Annotated in this window: 11 protein-coding genes; 4 read left to right on the forward strand and 7 right to left on the reverse strand. The window is 53.9% G+C overall.

Annotated elements, in window-relative coordinates; translation table 11 throughout:
- Positions 1-14: 14 nt before the first annotated feature.
- The 7 genes from CXQ80_RS13810 to CXQ80_RS25355 form a co-directional block, all read right to left on the reverse strand.
- Positions 15-1,388, reverse strand: coding sequence for an MFS transporter (locus tag CXQ80_RS13810; protein ID WP_101320400.1), 1,374 nt, complete (start codon positions 1,386-1,388; stop codon positions 15-17).
- Positions 1,389-1,537: 149 nt separating this feature from the next.
- Positions 1,538-2,563, reverse strand: a complete 1,026-nt coding sequence (locus CXQ80_RS13815; RefSeq protein ID WP_101320402.1) for a LacI family DNA-binding transcriptional regulator — start codon at positions 2,561-2,563, stop codon at positions 1,538-1,540.
- Between the two features lie 567 nt (positions 2,564-3,130).
- Positions 3,131-4,657, reverse strand: a complete 1,527-nt coding sequence (locus CXQ80_RS13820; protein ID WP_101320404.1) for a class I adenylate-forming enzyme family protein — start codon at positions 4,655-4,657, stop codon at positions 3,131-3,133.
- Between the two features lie 12 nt (positions 4,658-4,669).
- The gene (locus CXQ80_RS13825; protein ID WP_218195348.1) at positions 4,670-5,905 is read right to left on the reverse strand and encodes an aldehyde dehydrogenase family protein; all 1,236 of its coding nucleotides are present in this window, start codon (positions 5,903-5,905) and stop codon (positions 4,670-4,672) included.
- The gene (locus tag CXQ80_RS25350) at positions 5,872-6,087 is read right to left on the reverse strand and encodes an aldehyde dehydrogenase family protein (protein ID WP_218195349.1); all 216 of its coding nucleotides are present in this window, start codon (positions 6,085-6,087) and stop codon (positions 5,872-5,874) included. Before CXQ80_RS25350 ends, CXQ80_RS13825 begins: the two co-directional genes overlap by 34 nt.
- A 195-nt stretch (positions 6,088-6,282) precedes the next feature.
- The gene (locus CXQ80_RS13830) at positions 6,283-7,995 is read right to left on the reverse strand and encodes a sigma-54-dependent Fis family transcriptional regulator (RefSeq protein WP_157831752.1); all 1,713 of its coding nucleotides are present in this window, start codon (positions 7,993-7,995) and stop codon (positions 6,283-6,285) included.
- Between the two features lie 706 nt (positions 7,996-8,701).
- Positions 8,702-8,920 carry a hypothetical protein gene (locus CXQ80_RS25355; protein ID WP_371918874.1) on the reverse strand — a complete coding sequence of 73 codons (219 nt, stop codon included), beginning with the start codon at positions 8,918-8,920 and terminating at the stop codon, positions 8,702-8,704.
- A gap of 482 nt (positions 8,921-9,402) precedes the next feature.
- On the opposite strand from CXQ80_RS25355, the gene speB reads away from it, so the two are divergent.
- From speB to CXQ80_RS13850, 4 genes are all read left to right on the forward strand, one after another.
- Positions 9,403-10,767, forward strand: a complete 1,365-nt coding sequence (gene speB, locus CXQ80_RS13835; protein WP_218195350.1) for an agmatinase — start codon at positions 9,403-9,405, stop codon at positions 10,765-10,767.
- Positions 10,768-11,134: 367 nt separating this feature from the next.
- Positions 11,135-12,604, forward strand: coding sequence for an APC family permease (locus CXQ80_RS13840; RefSeq protein WP_101320406.1), 1,470 nt, complete (start codon positions 11,135-11,137; stop codon positions 12,602-12,604).
- Between the two features lie 360 nt (positions 12,605-12,964).
- Positions 12,965-14,134 (forward strand): MFS transporter, encoded by a 1,170-nt coding sequence (locus tag CXQ80_RS13845; protein ID WP_101320408.1) that lies wholly within the window; start codon positions 12,965-12,967, stop codon positions 14,132-14,134.
- A 60-nt stretch (positions 14,135-14,194) separates the two neighbouring features.
- Complete coding sequence (locus tag CXQ80_RS13850; RefSeq protein WP_101320410.1) at positions 14,195-15,850, forward strand: choline dehydrogenase; 1,656 nt, start codon at positions 14,195-14,197, stop codon at positions 15,848-15,850.
- The last annotated feature ends 8 nt before the right edge of the window (positions 15,851-15,858 follow it).

A 15,858-nucleotide genomic window follows, 5' to 3' on the forward strand; every position in this document is an offset into this window, starting at 1 on the left:
TGTTTTATTTGCATTCAACGCGAAGTCGGTGCGGTCACTGGGGCTGGGATGGGAGCTGGAGTGGCTGGATCTTCGAGGCCTTTCAATTCAATACGCTTGATATCGCCGACCACAAACAGATAGCTGACGGCCGCAATCAGCGCGTTGGCGCCAATGAACACCAGCGCCATCTTGAACGAGCCGGTAGCGGCGATGATGTAGCCGATGACGATGGGCGTGGATATCGACGACAGGTTGCCGATGGTGTTGAACAGGCCACCGGCCAGCCCAGCGATCTGTTTCGGTGAAGTATCCGAGACCACGGCCCATCCCAAGGCCCCTACGCCTTTTCCGAAGAATGCCAGTGCCATGAAGGCGACCACCATCCAGTCGGCTTCGACGTAGTTACAGATGATCATCGACATCGACAGCACCATGCCAAGCACAATCGGCGTTTTGCGCGCGACGCTCAGTGAGTTGCCACGACGCAGCAGCAAGTCGGAGAAAACCCCACCGAGGATGCCGCCGAGGAAGCCGCAGATGGCTGGCAGTGAGGCAATGATGCCGGCTTTGAGGATGGTCATACCCCGCTCCTGCACGAGGTACACCGGAAACCAGGTGAGGAAGAAGTAGGTCAGCGAGTTGATGCAGAACTGGCCCAGGTACACCCCCGCCATCATGCGGTTGGTCAGCAGTTGCCGCACATGATCCCACTTAGGGCCGGCGGCCCTCTGTTGCTTGCGCTCGTCGATGTCAACCAGGCCGCCGTTATCGGCGATGTACTGCACTTCGGCGGCATTCACCAGCGGATGTTTGCGTGGGCTGTATATCACCTTCAACCAAACCAGGGAGAACAGCATGCCCAGCACGCCCATCATAATGAACACGTGCTCCCAGCCGAACCGATAGACGATCCAGCCCATCAACGGTGCAAAAAGCGCGGTGGCAAAGTACTGCGCGGAGTTGAAGACCGCCGAAGCCGTACCGCGCTCCTTGGTCGGGAACCATGAGGCGACTATGCGCGAGTTGCCCGGAAACGATGGCGCTTCGGCTAATCCCACCGACATCCGCAGCAAGATCAGCAACACCACAGCCGTGGTGACGCCGAACTCACCCACGAAGCCTTGCAGGAGGGTGAACAGCGACCAGGTAAAAATGCTGGCAGCGTAAACCCGCTTTGAGCCGAATCGGTCAAGCAGCCAGCCGCCTGGGATCTGCCCAAGAACGTAGGCCCAGCCGAAGGCAGAAAAGATGTAGCCGAGAGTGATGGCATCGATGCCCAGCTCCTTTTGGATACTAGAGCCGGCGATCGAAATGGTGGCCCGATCAGCGAAGTTGATCGTGGTCACCAGAAAAAGCATGAGCAGGATCAAATAGCGGACTCGAGTCTGCTTGGTTTCTGGTTGCATCAGTAACGCTCCCACGAATTGTTTTTGTGCGGGTAGACGGACAGGGACCGCTGCAGACGTAGGTTGTCGTACAACGATAACGTTATCATTGCCTGGATAACGTTACCATTCAAGCCCCAAAACAATTTCTTTTTGAGGCATGAGGTGCTTCAGGTGCTAGAGCGCTCGATGAGGATGAAGCTGGTGTCCTGATGAACCGGGCTGGTAGAGCCCGAAAATCGGCGTAGCAGAGCCTCTGCGACGGCCTTGCCCATTGCCGCTGAGTTGACACCGATGGTTGAAAGCGCCGGGTGAGCAAAGCGGCTATTGGTGGTATCGCCAAAACCGAGCACAGCGATGTCTTGGGGTACCCTCAGCCCCAAATTTGCGGCCTCGGCCAAGACTCCTAGGGCGACGGTGTCTGAGCTGCAGAATACAAGCTGAGGACGACTTGGCAGTTTCATCAGCCGCTTCAGCCCCTCCCTTCCTACTTCCCAAGTGGCCGGCAATGGGAGCACCTCTAAAGCAATTTCATCAACGCCGAAAGTTTTCAAACGATCGGTCAGTGCGTTGCACCGTCTGATACCTCGGGGGTCGTCGACAGTAATCACCGAAAAGCGGCGATATCCCTTGTCATGGAAATGATCAGCTACAAGTCGTCCTACCTCTTCGTGAGAGAAGCCTACTTGCATGTCGAGGGCGTTGTCGCTGAGATCCCATGCCTCCACAACAGGAATTCCTGCGGAAGCCAAGCGTGCGCGGCTGCCTGAGGTGTGCAGAGTACCCGTGAGGACAATCCCATCCGGCCTACGGCCCAGAATCGCTTCTAAAAGCGCCTCCTCCTTTTCCGGGGAATAACCGGTGGGCCCAAGCAGCGCTTGATATCCTGCTTCTGTCAGACGATCCATCATGGCCTGAACAGCTGTGGAGAAAATCGAGTTGGCGATGGTGGGAAGCAGAATGGCAACCAAACGACTTTTGCTAGAGGCCAGACTGCCAGCTAGCAAATTCGGGACGTATCCCATCGCCCTAACGACTTCGAGCACACGCTCGCGAGTCGCCTCACTGACGCGCTCAGGCCGATGTAACGCACGCGAAACGGTAATAGGAGATACTCCTGCTACGCGGGCCACATCGATCACTGTAACCGGAAGATCGCCTTCCCCAATCAATTCTCTTTTAGATTTTCGTGCCACTGAATCACATTTTTTACACAAGTGGAGAAGGTGGTACCGGTCGACGGTGCCATATAGTGGAGCGTCACATTGTGTCAGTCTACGAAAGTAGGCGAAGCGGGGCAAATTTGATCCTATTGCCCGACCTGGCTAGTAATTAGTGGGCCGACCGAGTAACGGCCAGGTCCGTGAAAATTGGAATCACAACGAAGCGTGTCTGCATAAACATCCCTCTTCGTAGCACACCATTAGTATTAGCCTCTCTGTGCCAAAGCATCAAGGCAACTAATAGCGGTCGCCCCCCTTGACCCCCTTGTAACAGCACTGCACTCCTGCGTTAACCTGCCAGATCTCGCTGGGAGCGGATAATTGGATCGAACATACGCCAGGATGGTTGATTCGCGCCTTGCACGCAGGAGGTCGATTGACTGACTCCAGTTTAGTCGGTTTGGTCCCTATTGGGTGGGCGTCGGCTTTTCTACCGAGATGCCTTGGGCAGGTTAGTCCCTCCAGATCCCCCCACTGGGCACGCCGGGTGTGGGGGGGGGAATAACACAAGCCGGCGTATCCGTAGCACCCGCTTCGACCTCAGTCAAAAATCTCCCGAAGCTTACGCCTCATCACTTTGCCGCTTGCGGTCTTGGGTAGATCATCGACGATAGTGAAAAACCTCGGGACTTTGTAAGCCGCCAAACGCTGCCTACAGTGCTTTTCGACCTCTACAAGATCCAAGTCAACATCTGCTCGCTTGACGATGTAGGCCTTGGCTAGCTCACCTTTAGCCACGTCTGGAACGCTACCCACGGCAACCATACTGACACCTGGATGCTCGGCTATAACTCTTTCCAGTTCGGCGGGGTAGATGTTGAAACCTGCCGTAATGATCAGGTCTTTGAGACGGTCGACTACGAAGATGAAACCATTGGCATCAATGTAGGCAAGGTCACCAGTGCGCAACCAGCCTTTTTCATCCTTAGCTTCCCGGGTGGCATCCGGCCGGCCGAGATACTCTCGCATCACTATCGATCCTCGCATTTGAAGCTCACCGACTTCACCGGGCTCAGATACGCACTTATCTGAAACCGGGTCGACGATACGGGCCTGTTGATGCGGCAGTGGTATGCCTATTGCGCCCAAACGCCTGGGCCCATGAACCGAGTGGGTGGCCCCTAAACCACCTAGCTCCGTCATTCCCCACAGTTCAAGCAACCGGCAGCCAAATACCCTCTCAACTTCTTCCATTTTTGCCTCAGGCATGGTCTGACCACCTACAGTGCATCGACTCAGCGTGGAGAGATCGAAATCCTTCAGTCGAGGGTGATCAAGCAGATAGAGGTACATGGTGGGAACACCTTCAAATATCGTGGCCCGGTTAGCTTGCATGCTCTCCAAGATCGCGCCAGCTTCGAATGTCCTGTGCAGCACCAGTGTCATCCCGTAGCCAATCGCGGCATTCATCACCACGTTGCCGTATACATGAGACAGGGGAAGAGCACTCACTACAACATCCATCTGGTTACGCCCATGCATGGTCGCAGTCATGGCAACATTCATGAGGATCGATTGATGTGTGAGTACCGCTCCTTTTGGATGGCCGGTTGTTCCTGACGTGTACCCAATCGTAGACACGTCATCCGAGCTGATCCCCGCTAACGGAAATTCCGTCGTAGTAGACGTAGCCTTCAGCAACGTTACCAAACTCAAAGCTCCGGGAAGGGCTTGCCCATCCAACTGGATGTAATGTCGCAAACACGTCGTGGAAGCGCTCGATTGCAGCCCCTTGATCCTGTCGCTCGTGCCAAAAACCGCAACCGCGCCACAGTCAGCAATAGCGAATGCAGCCTCCTCAGGCGTGAGCATCAGATTTAACGGATTGATCACAGCTCCAGCTTTCAAAATACCGTAATAGACGAAAACCCATTCCGGGCTGTTTGGCGAGTAGAGGGAAACGACGTCGCCTGGCTGTACGCCTCGATCTATAAGTGACTGAGCGATGAGATTGGAAAGGTTGTCTAGCTGGGTAAAGCTCCAGGCGCTGCTCTCATAGATGACTGCAGCTTTATCGCCGTATCGTTGAGCTGCGTGACTGAGCAAAGCACCAATAGTATTTTGCATGCCACCCCTCCTTCACCCGGCACGTTTTTGGAGTATGGTCTGGATGTTTGTGTACTCGGCGAGCCCGTGCAGGGAGTTTTCGATTCCCATACCCGATGCCTTGTGGCCTCCAAATGCAACATGAGGTGAGAAATGATGGGCGTGATTGATCCATACGGTGCCGACCTGTAAGCGAGAAGCGATACGTGCAGCCGCCTCGAGATCGTTCGACCAGACCGAAGCAGCCAGACCATACTCGGTGCTATTGGCTCGGCGGATTACGTCTTCAACATCGCTGAATTTCAGCATTGGCAATACGGGGCCAAACGCCTCCTCTGTGACACAGCGAGCATCCTCCGGTGGGTTATCGATGATGCTTACCGGTATGAAGTAGCCCTTGGAGGTCGATGCTTCTCCTCCAATGAGGAAACGATGCCCGCTCACCTGGCTGTCTCTTAGCAGGTCTTTAACCTTTTCGTATTGCATGCTGTTCTGCAGTGGGCCCAGCTCAATGCCGGGCTCCATTCCATTGCCCATTTTTACCGTTCTGGCGTAGGCCACGAGCTCCTGACCGACCTCGTCATAGATGGCCTCATGCACATACAGCCGTTTGCAAGCTACGCAGAACTGAGCGCTATTAGAGAACGCCGCCCAGAAGAGATCTTTGGCGATGGATTTAGCGTCAACGTCGGGCATCACTATGGCAGGATCATTACCGCCGAGCTCTAGCGTAAGGCGCTTGAGGTTAATCGAAGCGCTTTGCATTACCCGCTTACCGGTGGCCGTCGACCCTGTGAAAGCGATCTTCCCGATGCCTGGGTGCTCGGTGATCCATTGCCCAAGGTCACTACCGCCAGCAAGCACATTGAGCACACCTGGCGGGAGTATCTCATTTGCCAGTTCGCCCAGTAAGAGGGTGCACAAGGGTGTGAAGGGGGAAGGTTTAAGCACCATGGTATTGCCGGCGACCAAAGCAGGGGCAATCTTCCAGATAGCCAACAGCACCGGGAAATTCCATGGGGTGATCGCACCCACTACACCAATAGGTGTGTGGCGTGAAACAATCCGATTTGTACCGTTGTCCTGAACAACCTCATCCACAAGCGCCTGCTTTGCAATTTCACGGCACCAGTGAATCGCTCCGCCAATTTCCCATTCAGCTCCCGAACGGGCTTTGCCTTGCTCGCTGATTAGTAGCTCTACAAATCGATCATGATGCTTCTCCAGCATATCGCCTAAAGCGCTGACAAACCGCTGCCGCTCAACCATCGGCCTCCCCCCCAAAAGGTGAAGGCAGTCTGAGCCGCGCAGACAGCCGCTTCCAAGTGCTCCCTGGTAGCTATTGGAAACTCACAAATGATTTGTTCGGTAGCGGGATTGATTGCGTTGGCGGTCTCAGGGGGGCTGACAAGACGTCCATCGATCGACAACGAGAACTCTAGCGTTTTCATCCATCTCTCCAAGGCCAAGGCCTTTTTTTCTTGTTGGAAAGATAGAGAGTGCAAGCACTGAGCCAAGACAAGTTCACTGAAAAAAATCAGCTAGATCAGTCAGCTACGAGCAGTCGCGTTCATCCTGTTGGCCAGCTTGTATCAGAAATGAACAAAGCCATGAATGCGACGTTCCGTAGCTGAACGATCAGCTATTCAAGATCTGGGCGCCCGTTGTAGGTATCTGTATAAGGTCGTCCTGGACACACCTAGAGCTTTAGCCGCAGCCGTCACACTTCCATTATGAGCGGCCAGGCTGGCCGTCACCCACTCGTCTCTTAAGCTCGACAGAGAAGTGCTAGGCTTGGGTGGGTGATCGGTGATCGAGCACCGAAGCCCACTGTGGCCAGATACTAGAATCTCTGCCGGCAGTGAATCCCTCTGGATCTCGCCGGATGGCCCGCTTAAGGCACACGCCACTTCGATCACATGCCGTAACTGACGAATGTTTCCTGGCCAACGGTACTGAAGCAGCAACGCCTCCACATCCTCAGGCAGATGACATCCTTGCCCATCCTGAAGATCTGTCATCAGCGTTTGGATCATCTGTCCCAGATCGGAGCGGTCACGCAGTGCTGGTAGCTGAACCTGAAAACCACTCAGTCGATAATAGAGATCTTCGCGAAAAGCCCTTGCTTCGACCATCGAGGCCAAGTCGCGATGAGTCGCGGAGACCACCTGAACGTCGATCTTTGTCTCTTTGACCCCGCCCAATCGAACGTTACTCCGCTCCTGTAGGCTCCTGAGTAGCCTCGTTTGCAGATTCAGAGCCATGTCGCCAATTTCATCGAGAAAAAGCGTTCCACCATTCGCTAGCTCAATTTTCCCAGGAGCACCTCCCTTTCGACTACCCGTGTATGCGCCCTCCTCGTAACCAAAAAGCTCGGCCTCCGCTAGGCTTTCTGCGATAGCTGAACAGTTGATGGCAATAAAAGGCTTGCCGGGTCTGGTTGCATCGTGAAGACGGCGGGCGAACCACTCCTTGCCTGTACCCGTCTCGCCTTGAATCAGCACAGGAATCTGACGTTTGAGTACGATTGCCGCACGCGACAGCAATGTACTCACCAGATCACCACATTTCGTCTGCGTTGAAACGACAAGTGCCTTCTGTGGATCGGTACGAATAGCCGGCGCTTGTAAAACGGACAGGTATAGCAAAGCTCCTTGATGGGTATGGACTGTGTGAATATTCTCGGATCCCAGTACCTCCATAAGTCTGTGATCGACTAGGTCCTCGAAGCCAAGCACTTGCCCTTTCTGTACGAAGCCGGGATCGACCTGGAGCATCTGTGTGGCATTGCGGTTTGCCGAGAGCAATCGTCCGTCTTCTCGCACCAGCATGAGGCCCTGCAGGGGAGTACGCAGGAGCCGTGGATCTTCATTGATACCTATCAAGATACCGGATGTACTGGCCGCAAAAAGCCGGTTCTCGATGGATCGCGCTGCCAAGCCCACCCGGTAAAGGGCGCGAGGATCGATAGCTGAGTCATAGCCGGTTGCATCCAAAACACCAGCGAGCGCGCCATCCAAGCCGAACACTGGCGCAGCTACACAACTGAAGCGACTCAGCTCATCCAGAAAGTGCTCTCCCCCCTGGACAACTGAGGCCTCGGACTCGCTCAACACTACTGCAGGGGCGTTGGTTCCCAGTTCTGATTCTGGAAGTCGACGTCCACACTGAAGAGGCAAGCGCAATTCGCGGGGAGCGAGGTCGTGATTTCCGGTGGAATGGAGAATGGTCCCATCTGCGTTAGTGAACAAAACCACCCAGGATGGCGACTTCATGGAGCGCATGAGCCCCACGACATCGGGTGTTGCGATCTCAATGAGGGCATGGTGCTGATCGCTCACTCGCCGCGCTTCAGCCATGCTCACGCTCTGCCCAAACAGCATCCGATCCGCTGGCCGAAGACCAGCGGCATATGTCCGCTCCCAGGACCGGAGCAGGGACTTAGAAATAATGCCTGGGGGCAGCTGCTCGCCTTCCAGGAATGAACGACGTGCGTATGAGATATCAAGTATATGACCATGCGATGCCATAGGAGCCGCCCCTTATTGTGGTTGTCAGGCGCTGTTCACATTTGATTGTCAATAAATAGCACGATTCAAAGGATGACACCACGGTGATGACGAACCGCCACACAGGCGAGCCAAGCTAGCCAACGCGTTTGGACGCAGCTTATGATTTATTACCGGACATGAAAGAACTGCGTACTTTATAAAATATTACCATTGATTCGTGATGCAAAAAAGGCGCCCGAGGGCGCCAAGAGGGAGCTCATTTTTGCGACTTAGGATTTTGGGTCACCCTGGGAATCCTTAATGAGACGGTTAACCTCAGACGCTTCATTAGCTTCCAATTGCTCCGCTCTCAGCCTGGCTCGCTCACGAGCTTCAGTCGCGGCCTTGTTTGTTGCTTTGACATATTGATTAAACTCTTTCGAACGTTGAGCACCATCCTCCGCGAATGAAAAATTGGCAAGCATAAGCCCTGTAACGAATGCAAAAAAAATACTTCATGGTGACCTCTGAGTAATGGGCGCTGGGATACTGCGCATTCAATTCACGTTGAGTTTTATGACACACGCCACGACGCTACAACATGCGAACCGTATGCCATCCTCCAGAGCTTAAGAAGTCCATGATTGGCCATCTTAGTCTCTGCAACCATTCCATCAGGTGGATTGACATAGTTTTTGACATCGCGTGATCTTCTAGTAGCTTTTATTCTTCTTTGGCGGAGTTCACTGTATGGAATAGTGACTGGTCTTAGTACATCGAGAACTTGGGGCATACCAGATCCGTATTCATCCAGCAGCGAAAAGTTGCGCTTCAAACCTGATATCTCGCTGGAGCGCGGGGCGTATCCGCCAGTTCTCGAGTTCTAGTACCTGAGCCTCTACAATTCCCTCCATATGGCGAAAAGCTGCCAACGCGACATCCCAATTGCTTCCTATGGTTCAAACTTTGGGTCACAGGCCGTATGAGGCGTGCAATCAAGGTTGGCGTAGGGGTATTTCCTGAGATCTGCAATACAGTCCGTAGGGGGCTCGCTAATCTTCCGATTTAAAATACGTTCGTATTGCTATTTTCACAAGTCGTAGGTCTTTGCTGAAAAATAAAGAAACATTTCAGGGAGGTAGTCACGGTCTCAGCTAGTTTTTTCCGGTCATTTTAGAAGCGTTTTGGCGATCTGGTACGGACGAATTCTGGCTCAACGAGATGGGCCAAACGTTACTAATTGTTACTCAGGAGAATGTCCCTGGCGGACTCCTAATGGCGTTCGTACCCAGCAAAATCGCGACGTTGCACACACCCTCTTCCGCAACACGCCGGAAAACCAATCTGCGGCGTGATGTCGCGACCCAATTGAACTGGGTTGTTAATTTTAAAATACGATCGCATTTTAAAAATGAGATGGGAAAACAGCTTGGTTTTGACGGGCCTCTGCTGCTTCCCCACCTCCAAACTCTCCAGCCTATCGGGCTCGGCCCTCAGCAGATCCGACCCAAGGCGCGAGAACCAAGTGTACCTAGCCTGACGTTCAACGTCGGCACGATGAGTGGATTTATGATTACGAAAAGCGCTCTTTCGAAAGCGATTGCATACTCTCTCCTTACAGTTAGCGCCCTGGCTAGCACGGCTTGCGTGGCTACGGCCGCTCCAGAAGAGAAAACGCAGAGCGTGCCTGCTATGGGTGGAGGCAAGCTTCCGCCCTCGAAAACCACTGGCGACTACTTGGCTTATGCAGGAATCCCCACATTCTGGCGTGCCCAAAGCACTCAGGATCTTACCGGCGTAGACATCGCAGTGATGGGCGTTCCATATGATATCGGGGTCACCAACCGTTCTGGTGCGCGCTTGGGCCCACGCGCAATCCGAGAAGCATCGCTGCACGTTGGCAATTTCCAGCACCCGTGGAAAGGAAATATTGCCAAGGATTTGAAGATCATCGATTACGGTGATGTAGGCATGGGTGTGGGTGGCGATGCAACCAAAAACATGATCGACGAAACCTACAAGCATGCGAAAAAAATCTTTGCCTCGGGTGCGCGCTTGTTCACCATTGGCGGGGATCACACCATTCCGTATGGCCCGGTTCGAGCAGCTAAGGATACGTTCGGTCAGATCGCACTGATTCACTTCGACAGCCATCAAGACTCGATGAGCAGCAATGGTGGAAAGGAGATTTTCCACGGCTCATTTGCCCACGACTTGGCTGAGGAAGACACGGTAAACGCTCACAAATCTGTCCAAGTGTTCATTCGCACGGACATGCCAAATGAAGAAGGCTACAACATCATTTACGCCCATGACGCGCTGTATTCTGAGCCGGAGGACGTTGCTGCCAATATCAAGAAAATCGTTGGGGACATGCCTGTCTACATTACATTTGATATCGACGCCCTTGATCCATCCTCTGCACCAGGTACTGGCACGCCTGTACCCGGAGGCCCTACCACGTTCCAGGCATCCGAGGTTCTTCGCAACCTTGCCGGTCTTAACGTCGTAGGCGCGGATCTAGTTGAAGTTGCCCCAATGTACGATCCGAGTGGTGTAACAGCCCTCTCTGCAGGTGCAATCTCTCGCGACCTTATGCACTTGCTGGCGGAACCGATCAAAAAGCAAAAGAACAAATAACGTTCACCAGAAACGCGCCTAGGCCTCCACAGCAGGTGGAACTACCACCTGCTGTGGAACTAATAAACTCAGCAAAAAAGTCAACAGCATGCTCGTCTCATGGGCGTTCGCCTAGTCACTGTCGCTGCACCCCTTCTCATTGGGACGCCAGGTGGCAGACATTCTGGGTCGCATGCTCGCCGCCCCTTAGCTGAATAGGCCAAAAAGCATCCGCAACGGCCAACCTGCTGCCGCTCCGTAGAGTTTTTTCCCTGCCTAGTGACACAATGTCGCAGCGCTAACCGTACCTATTTACCCCCTTGGCGTAAAATAAGAAGGTCAGTGCAACTTGAAACGGCAGGTTTAAACAATTCGGAATCCTAATAAAATGACATTCCCGCCCGCACAAAGCCCTATCGAAACCACTGTGCGATTGAAGCGCCAGTTTAAAATGCATGATGCATTCACCCTTGCGTTCGTTTACATCTCACCGATTGTTGCGCTTTACGCCGTTTTTGGACTGATTGTCCAAGCCGCCGGCCCTGCGGGCTGGTGGGTTTTCCCTATCGGCTTGTGCTTACAACTCTTAATCGCCCTTTCGCTCGGGGTAATGGTTTCACGCTGGCCCCTTCAAGGGGGAAGTTACCAATGGGCCCGGCGTCTGATGGGTGATAACTACGGCTGGTTAACTGGATGGTTCTACATCTGGACACTTATCTTTGTATTTGCCTCCAACGGATATGCCATCGCAAGCTTCATTCCTGCGGCGCTGGGTATCGAGGCATTCACGACATCAACCCAAATTTACATCGCGCTCAGCATCGTGTGCCTGGCAACAGTACTCAATCTGCTTGGCCCGGGTACCCTCAAACTGCTTGGCAAGCTTAGCTTGGGGGCTGAAGTCATTGGCTCACTCGGCCTGGCTACTGTCCTTCTGATTTGGCACCGTCAGCATGATCTCGACATCCTCTTCACCACAGCAGGCGCTGGTGGAGACAGCTATGTCCTAGGTGGTCTGCTGGTCGCTCTGGGCTTTGTAGGGTTCGGCCTGGCGGGCTTTGAGTCTGTATGCAGCATGGCAGAAGAGGTGGAGCAACCGGAAAAGAACATTCCCAAAGCTATCATTGGCGCCCTGCTCGCCATCGGCATTATTGTCAGCTACTGCGCCCTTGCGCTCATCCTTGCCACACCTGACTTCGCTGCCATCGTCAGCGGCGCTATCGTCGACCCGGCAGCCTCCACTATCCAGGCCGCATTTGGGGAGAACATTGCTCGCGTGTTCTTCGTCCTTGTCATTATCGGCTTTGCCGCTTCCATGATGATGGCTCAAACCAGCGTTTCCCGGGTCATCTGGGCATTCTCGCGCGACCGTATCTTGCCTGGCTCAGAATTTCTCTCGACGCTCTCAAGCAAGCACCGTACGCCCAACAGAGCAGTGATCCTCGTGGGCGCGCTTGCCGTAATTGTTACCTTGCTGGCTTTCTCAGAGCGCGTCTATGCGACCCTCATTTCATCGGCTACTGCGACCTTCTTTATCACCATGGGGTTTGCAGTCCTCGGTCTGCTGTACCGTCTGATGGTAAAAAAATGGCAAGCGGGAACTTTCAGTTTGGCCTCAATGACCCTACCCGTGGTTATCGGCGCCGCCTGTTGGATCGTTTTCGAAATCGCTAACTCTGCCTGGCCTCGCGAGGTAGTCGGTCAAAGCTGGTATGTGAGCTGGGCAGTATTCATCGGCATATCCCTGGTCGGCTTGAGTGGTGCCGCGGTATGGCTGAGCATTCGCAAAAATCTCAAAGGCTCCCAAGCGCTCTCAGAATCTGTAGAGCACCTGCTTCCTGATGAGGCTAATGGCTAACATCAGGCGCCAAGGACGGCACTCTCATTGCGCGCGCGGCACATCCATTGAAAAGAACTGTTGCCCCCCTTCGACCATGCCTTGCCCCTTGCGCACGGTCGCTATCGGGCGCCTCAAACGCCCTGCCACGCGGCGCCTGACCTGCATCGCCCCTTTTTGGCCATCCTCGCCATATCCACAGGGGCTCACATTACCGAGAATCGAATGACCCCCCAATCTGTGCAATTGGGGTCCGCCAGGGAGGCCAATACAAGAACAATGCTAGGGGCTAACCTCCCTCTATCACGTCAGGTAATGACGCCAAGCATCCTGCCAATACCGCATGCCATCAGCGTGCAACATAAAAACAGAGGATGAACCATGTCTTCGAACGTCGATCTGCATTTCCAGGCGTCCACGCTCCAAAAGGTCTCGGCGCTGTTGATCCCTTGCTTTGCATACGTAGCAGTCCTGGGTGTTCCAATCACCTTCACGGGCATTATTGAGACCTTCGGCATCACCCCCGCGCAGGCCACGATTGCCTCAACAGCAGAGATCGCGTGCATTGCATTTGCATCGATTTGTATGTCGCTTGTGCTCGGCATCATGAATCGCAAGACCCTCTATGTCCTCGGTGTCGCTTTGGCCATTGCGGGCCAGGTAGGCACTCTGGCTGCGGATGCCTTCAACCATGTTGTGGTGTACAGAGCTGTCGCCGGACTCGGCGAGGGTTTGTGCATCGGGCTAGGGTTCGCAAGCCTGGCTCAATTCAAAGGCGGTACCAAGCTCCTTGGCTATAGCTCGGCCCTCAGTGCAGCTGTGACACTCAGCGCCTTCCTGGTCGTCCCGCCACTTCATGGGGTTCTAGGTACCAAGGCAGTGTTTTGGGCGCTTTCAGCCGGGTACATCATTTTGCTCCCACTTGCCTTCGCTCTGCCCAATGTCAGCAAAATTCAGCACATAGAGCTGCCATCCCCTTCAGCCTCGATTGGTGTACGAAGCGTTTCCCTGTTTTTCCTCTGCCTCCTGAGCAGCATTGGAGCAAACACGCTATGGCTGTACTTTGAGCAGGTTGGTCAACAAGCTGGCTTGGACTTCGCCGGCGTCGGCCTCGTTGGGTCTGTAGGGATGTTCTGCTCCATCTTCGTTCCGTTAGTAGCTAATAAGGCGTTCGAAAAATTCAGAAACGCCCTCCCCTTGTTGGCTGCCTGTCTCCTAATGGCCGTTACGTCTTACCTGTACGTGAAACCGAATCTCTACATTTACTGGACCATCGGTTTGTCCATGACATTCCTGTACGTTTTCCTTCTGGCATACGCCCGTATGTATTCGTCTGACATTGATAGCACAGGCCGCACAACCGCTGCTGCCAGCGGCGCTGACTCGCTGGGTATGGTCATAGGGCCGATGATCGTCGCAGTGACGCTTCAGTTCGATAACGGATATGCCCAACTCGGCGAATTTGGCGTCCTTATGCAGTTGCTGTGCTTGATCCCTGCGGCGTTCATCCTCGTAAAAAAGACTAAAGCGGCGAACCCCGCCCGCCAATAAGAAAGGCAATCACCTGGTCGTTCAATCCGGCCAGGCTTTCAGTTTAAGGATTTACAGAATATGGAAATGGTGTTCGATTACGTCATCGTGGGCGGAGGCTCGGCTGGCTGCGTATTGGCCAATCGGCTGTCTGAATGCGGTCAATTCCAGGTCTGCTTGGTCGAAGCAGGCGGTAAAGACAATTCAATTTTCATCAAAATGCCCTGTGCTGTAGGTGTTCCCCTCGTCACCCCTAAATTCACTTGGGCATTCGAGTCAGAGCCCGAGGTGCACCTCAACGGTCGGCGTATATTTTCTCCGCGCGGCAGGGTGATAGGGGGCTGCTCATCGATTAATGGCATGGTGTACATGCGCGGCCATCCATTGGACTTCGATGAGTGGGAAAAGAGCGGTGCCGAAGGATGGGGCTACAGCAATGTGCTGCCCTACTTTAAAAAAGCGGAATGCCGAGCGGACGGCGGCAACGACTGGCGTGGCGCACATGGCCCGCTCAACACCCGCTATGGCACCCTAAGCAATCCCCTATACAGCGCCTTCATCAACGCAGCCAAGGAAGCCGGCTACGCCGAATCAGACGACCTCAACGGCTACCGCCAGGAGGGTTTTGGCCGGTTCGACATGACGGTACACAACGGCACGCGGTGGTCTACCGCTGCAGCCTACCTGCACCCAGTAACGAAGCGCAAAAATCTTCGAGTTCTCCATAACGCCGTGGTAACAAAGATCAATGTGGTGAATGGCGTGGCAGAGTCAGTCAACGTGGTTGAATCTGGCGTTAAGCGGGCTATCGCAGCCCGACGCGAAATCATACTGTCGAGCGGGCCGATAAACAGTCCAAAAATCTTGCTGCTTTCTGGTATTGGCGACAGCGAGCACATGCGCTCAGTCGGAATCGAGCCAGTGCATCACTTGCCCGGGGTCGGAAAAAATCTGCAAGACCACATTTCTTTGTATGTCCAAGTCAAATGCAAAAAGCCGGTAACGCTCAATGCCATAAGCCACGTGGCAAAGGCCAAACTCGGGGCACGTTGGCTGCTGCGTCGCGATGGCCTGGGCGCCACAAACCATTTCGAATGCGGTGGTTTTATACGCTCGAAGGCGGGGTTGAAGTACCCTGATATAGAGATCCATTTTCTACCGGTTGCGGTGCGGGACAAGGGGCATCCTCAAGCCAAGGAGCATGGCTTCCAGGTAGATGTTGGCACGACCAAGTCAAAAAGCGTGGGTCACGTTCTTCTCGCATCCAACGACCCCATGGAAGCACCCAAGATCACCTACAACTATCTCAGCAACTCGGACGACTGGCGAGAAATGCGCGCCTGCGTTCGCTTAGTAAGGGAAATTATCCGACAGCCAGCCTTGAGCCTCTACGCGGGCGAGGAGTTAATACCAGGAGTTCACGTCCAAACCGATGACGAGATAAATGATTTCATCGCTCAGAACGCACAAAGCGGATTTCATCCTTCAGGGACATGCAAAATGGGTCATTCTAACGACCCTATGGCAGTCGTTAACTCATCGCTTCAGGTCATTGGCGTACAGCATCTGAGAGTTGTTGATTCGTCAGTCATGCCGACTATTACCAACGCAAATCTTAATGCACCTACCATCATGATTGCAGAAAAGGCGGCGGACTTGATCCTCAACCGGCCACTCCTGAAACCTGAACAGGTAGATTACTTCATTCATGAAAACTGGATGACTGAACAACGCTGAAAAGGAAG

Origin of the sequence: Pseudomonas sp. 02C 26 (assembly GCF_002843585.1) — a bacterium.
Classification (GTDB): Bacteria; Pseudomonadota; Gammaproteobacteria; order Pseudomonadales; family Pseudomonadaceae; genus Aquipseudomonas; species Aquipseudomonas shirazensis.

What these genes read in the sequence shown, in the direction of transcription:
- CXQ80_RS13810 (WP_101320400.1), bottom strand. Translation starts at nt 1,388, where the DNA reads ATGCAACCAGAAACCAAGCAGACTCGAGTCCGCTATTTGATCCTGCTC.
- CXQ80_RS13820 (WP_101320404.1), bottom strand. Translation starts at nt 4,657, where the DNA reads ATGCAAAATACTATTGGTGCTTTGCTCAGTCACGCAGCTCAACGATAC.
- CXQ80_RS13825 (WP_218195348.1), bottom strand. Translation starts at nt 5,905, where the DNA reads ATGGTTGAGCGGCAGCGGTTTGTCAGCGCTTTAGGCGATATGCTGGAG.
- CXQ80_RS25350 (WP_218195349.1), bottom strand. Translation starts at nt 6,087, where the DNA reads ATGAAAACGCTAGAGTTCTCGTTGTCGATCGATGGACGTCTTGTCAGC.
- CXQ80_RS13830 (WP_157831752.1), bottom strand. Translation starts at nt 7,995, where the DNA reads ATGGCTGAAGCGCGGCGAGTGAGCGATCAGCACCATGCCCTCATTGAG.
- CXQ80_RS25355 (WP_371918874.1), bottom strand. Translation starts at nt 8,920, where the DNA reads ATGCCCCAAGTTCTCGATGTACTAAGACCAGTCACTATTCCATACAGT.
- speB (WP_218195350.1), top strand. Translation starts at nt 9,403, where the DNA reads ATGGCGTTCGTACCCAGCAAAATCGCGACGTTGCACACACCCTCTTCC.
- CXQ80_RS13840 (WP_101320406.1), top strand. Translation starts at nt 11,135, where the DNA reads ATGACATTCCCGCCCGCACAAAGCCCTATCGAAACCACTGTGCGATTG.
- CXQ80_RS13845 (WP_101320408.1), top strand. Translation starts at nt 12,965, where the DNA reads ATGTCTTCGAACGTCGATCTGCATTTCCAGGCGTCCACGCTCCAAAAG.
- CXQ80_RS13850 (WP_101320410.1), top strand. Translation starts at nt 14,195, where the DNA reads ATGGAAATGGTGTTCGATTACGTCATCGTGGGCGGAGGCTCGGCTGGC.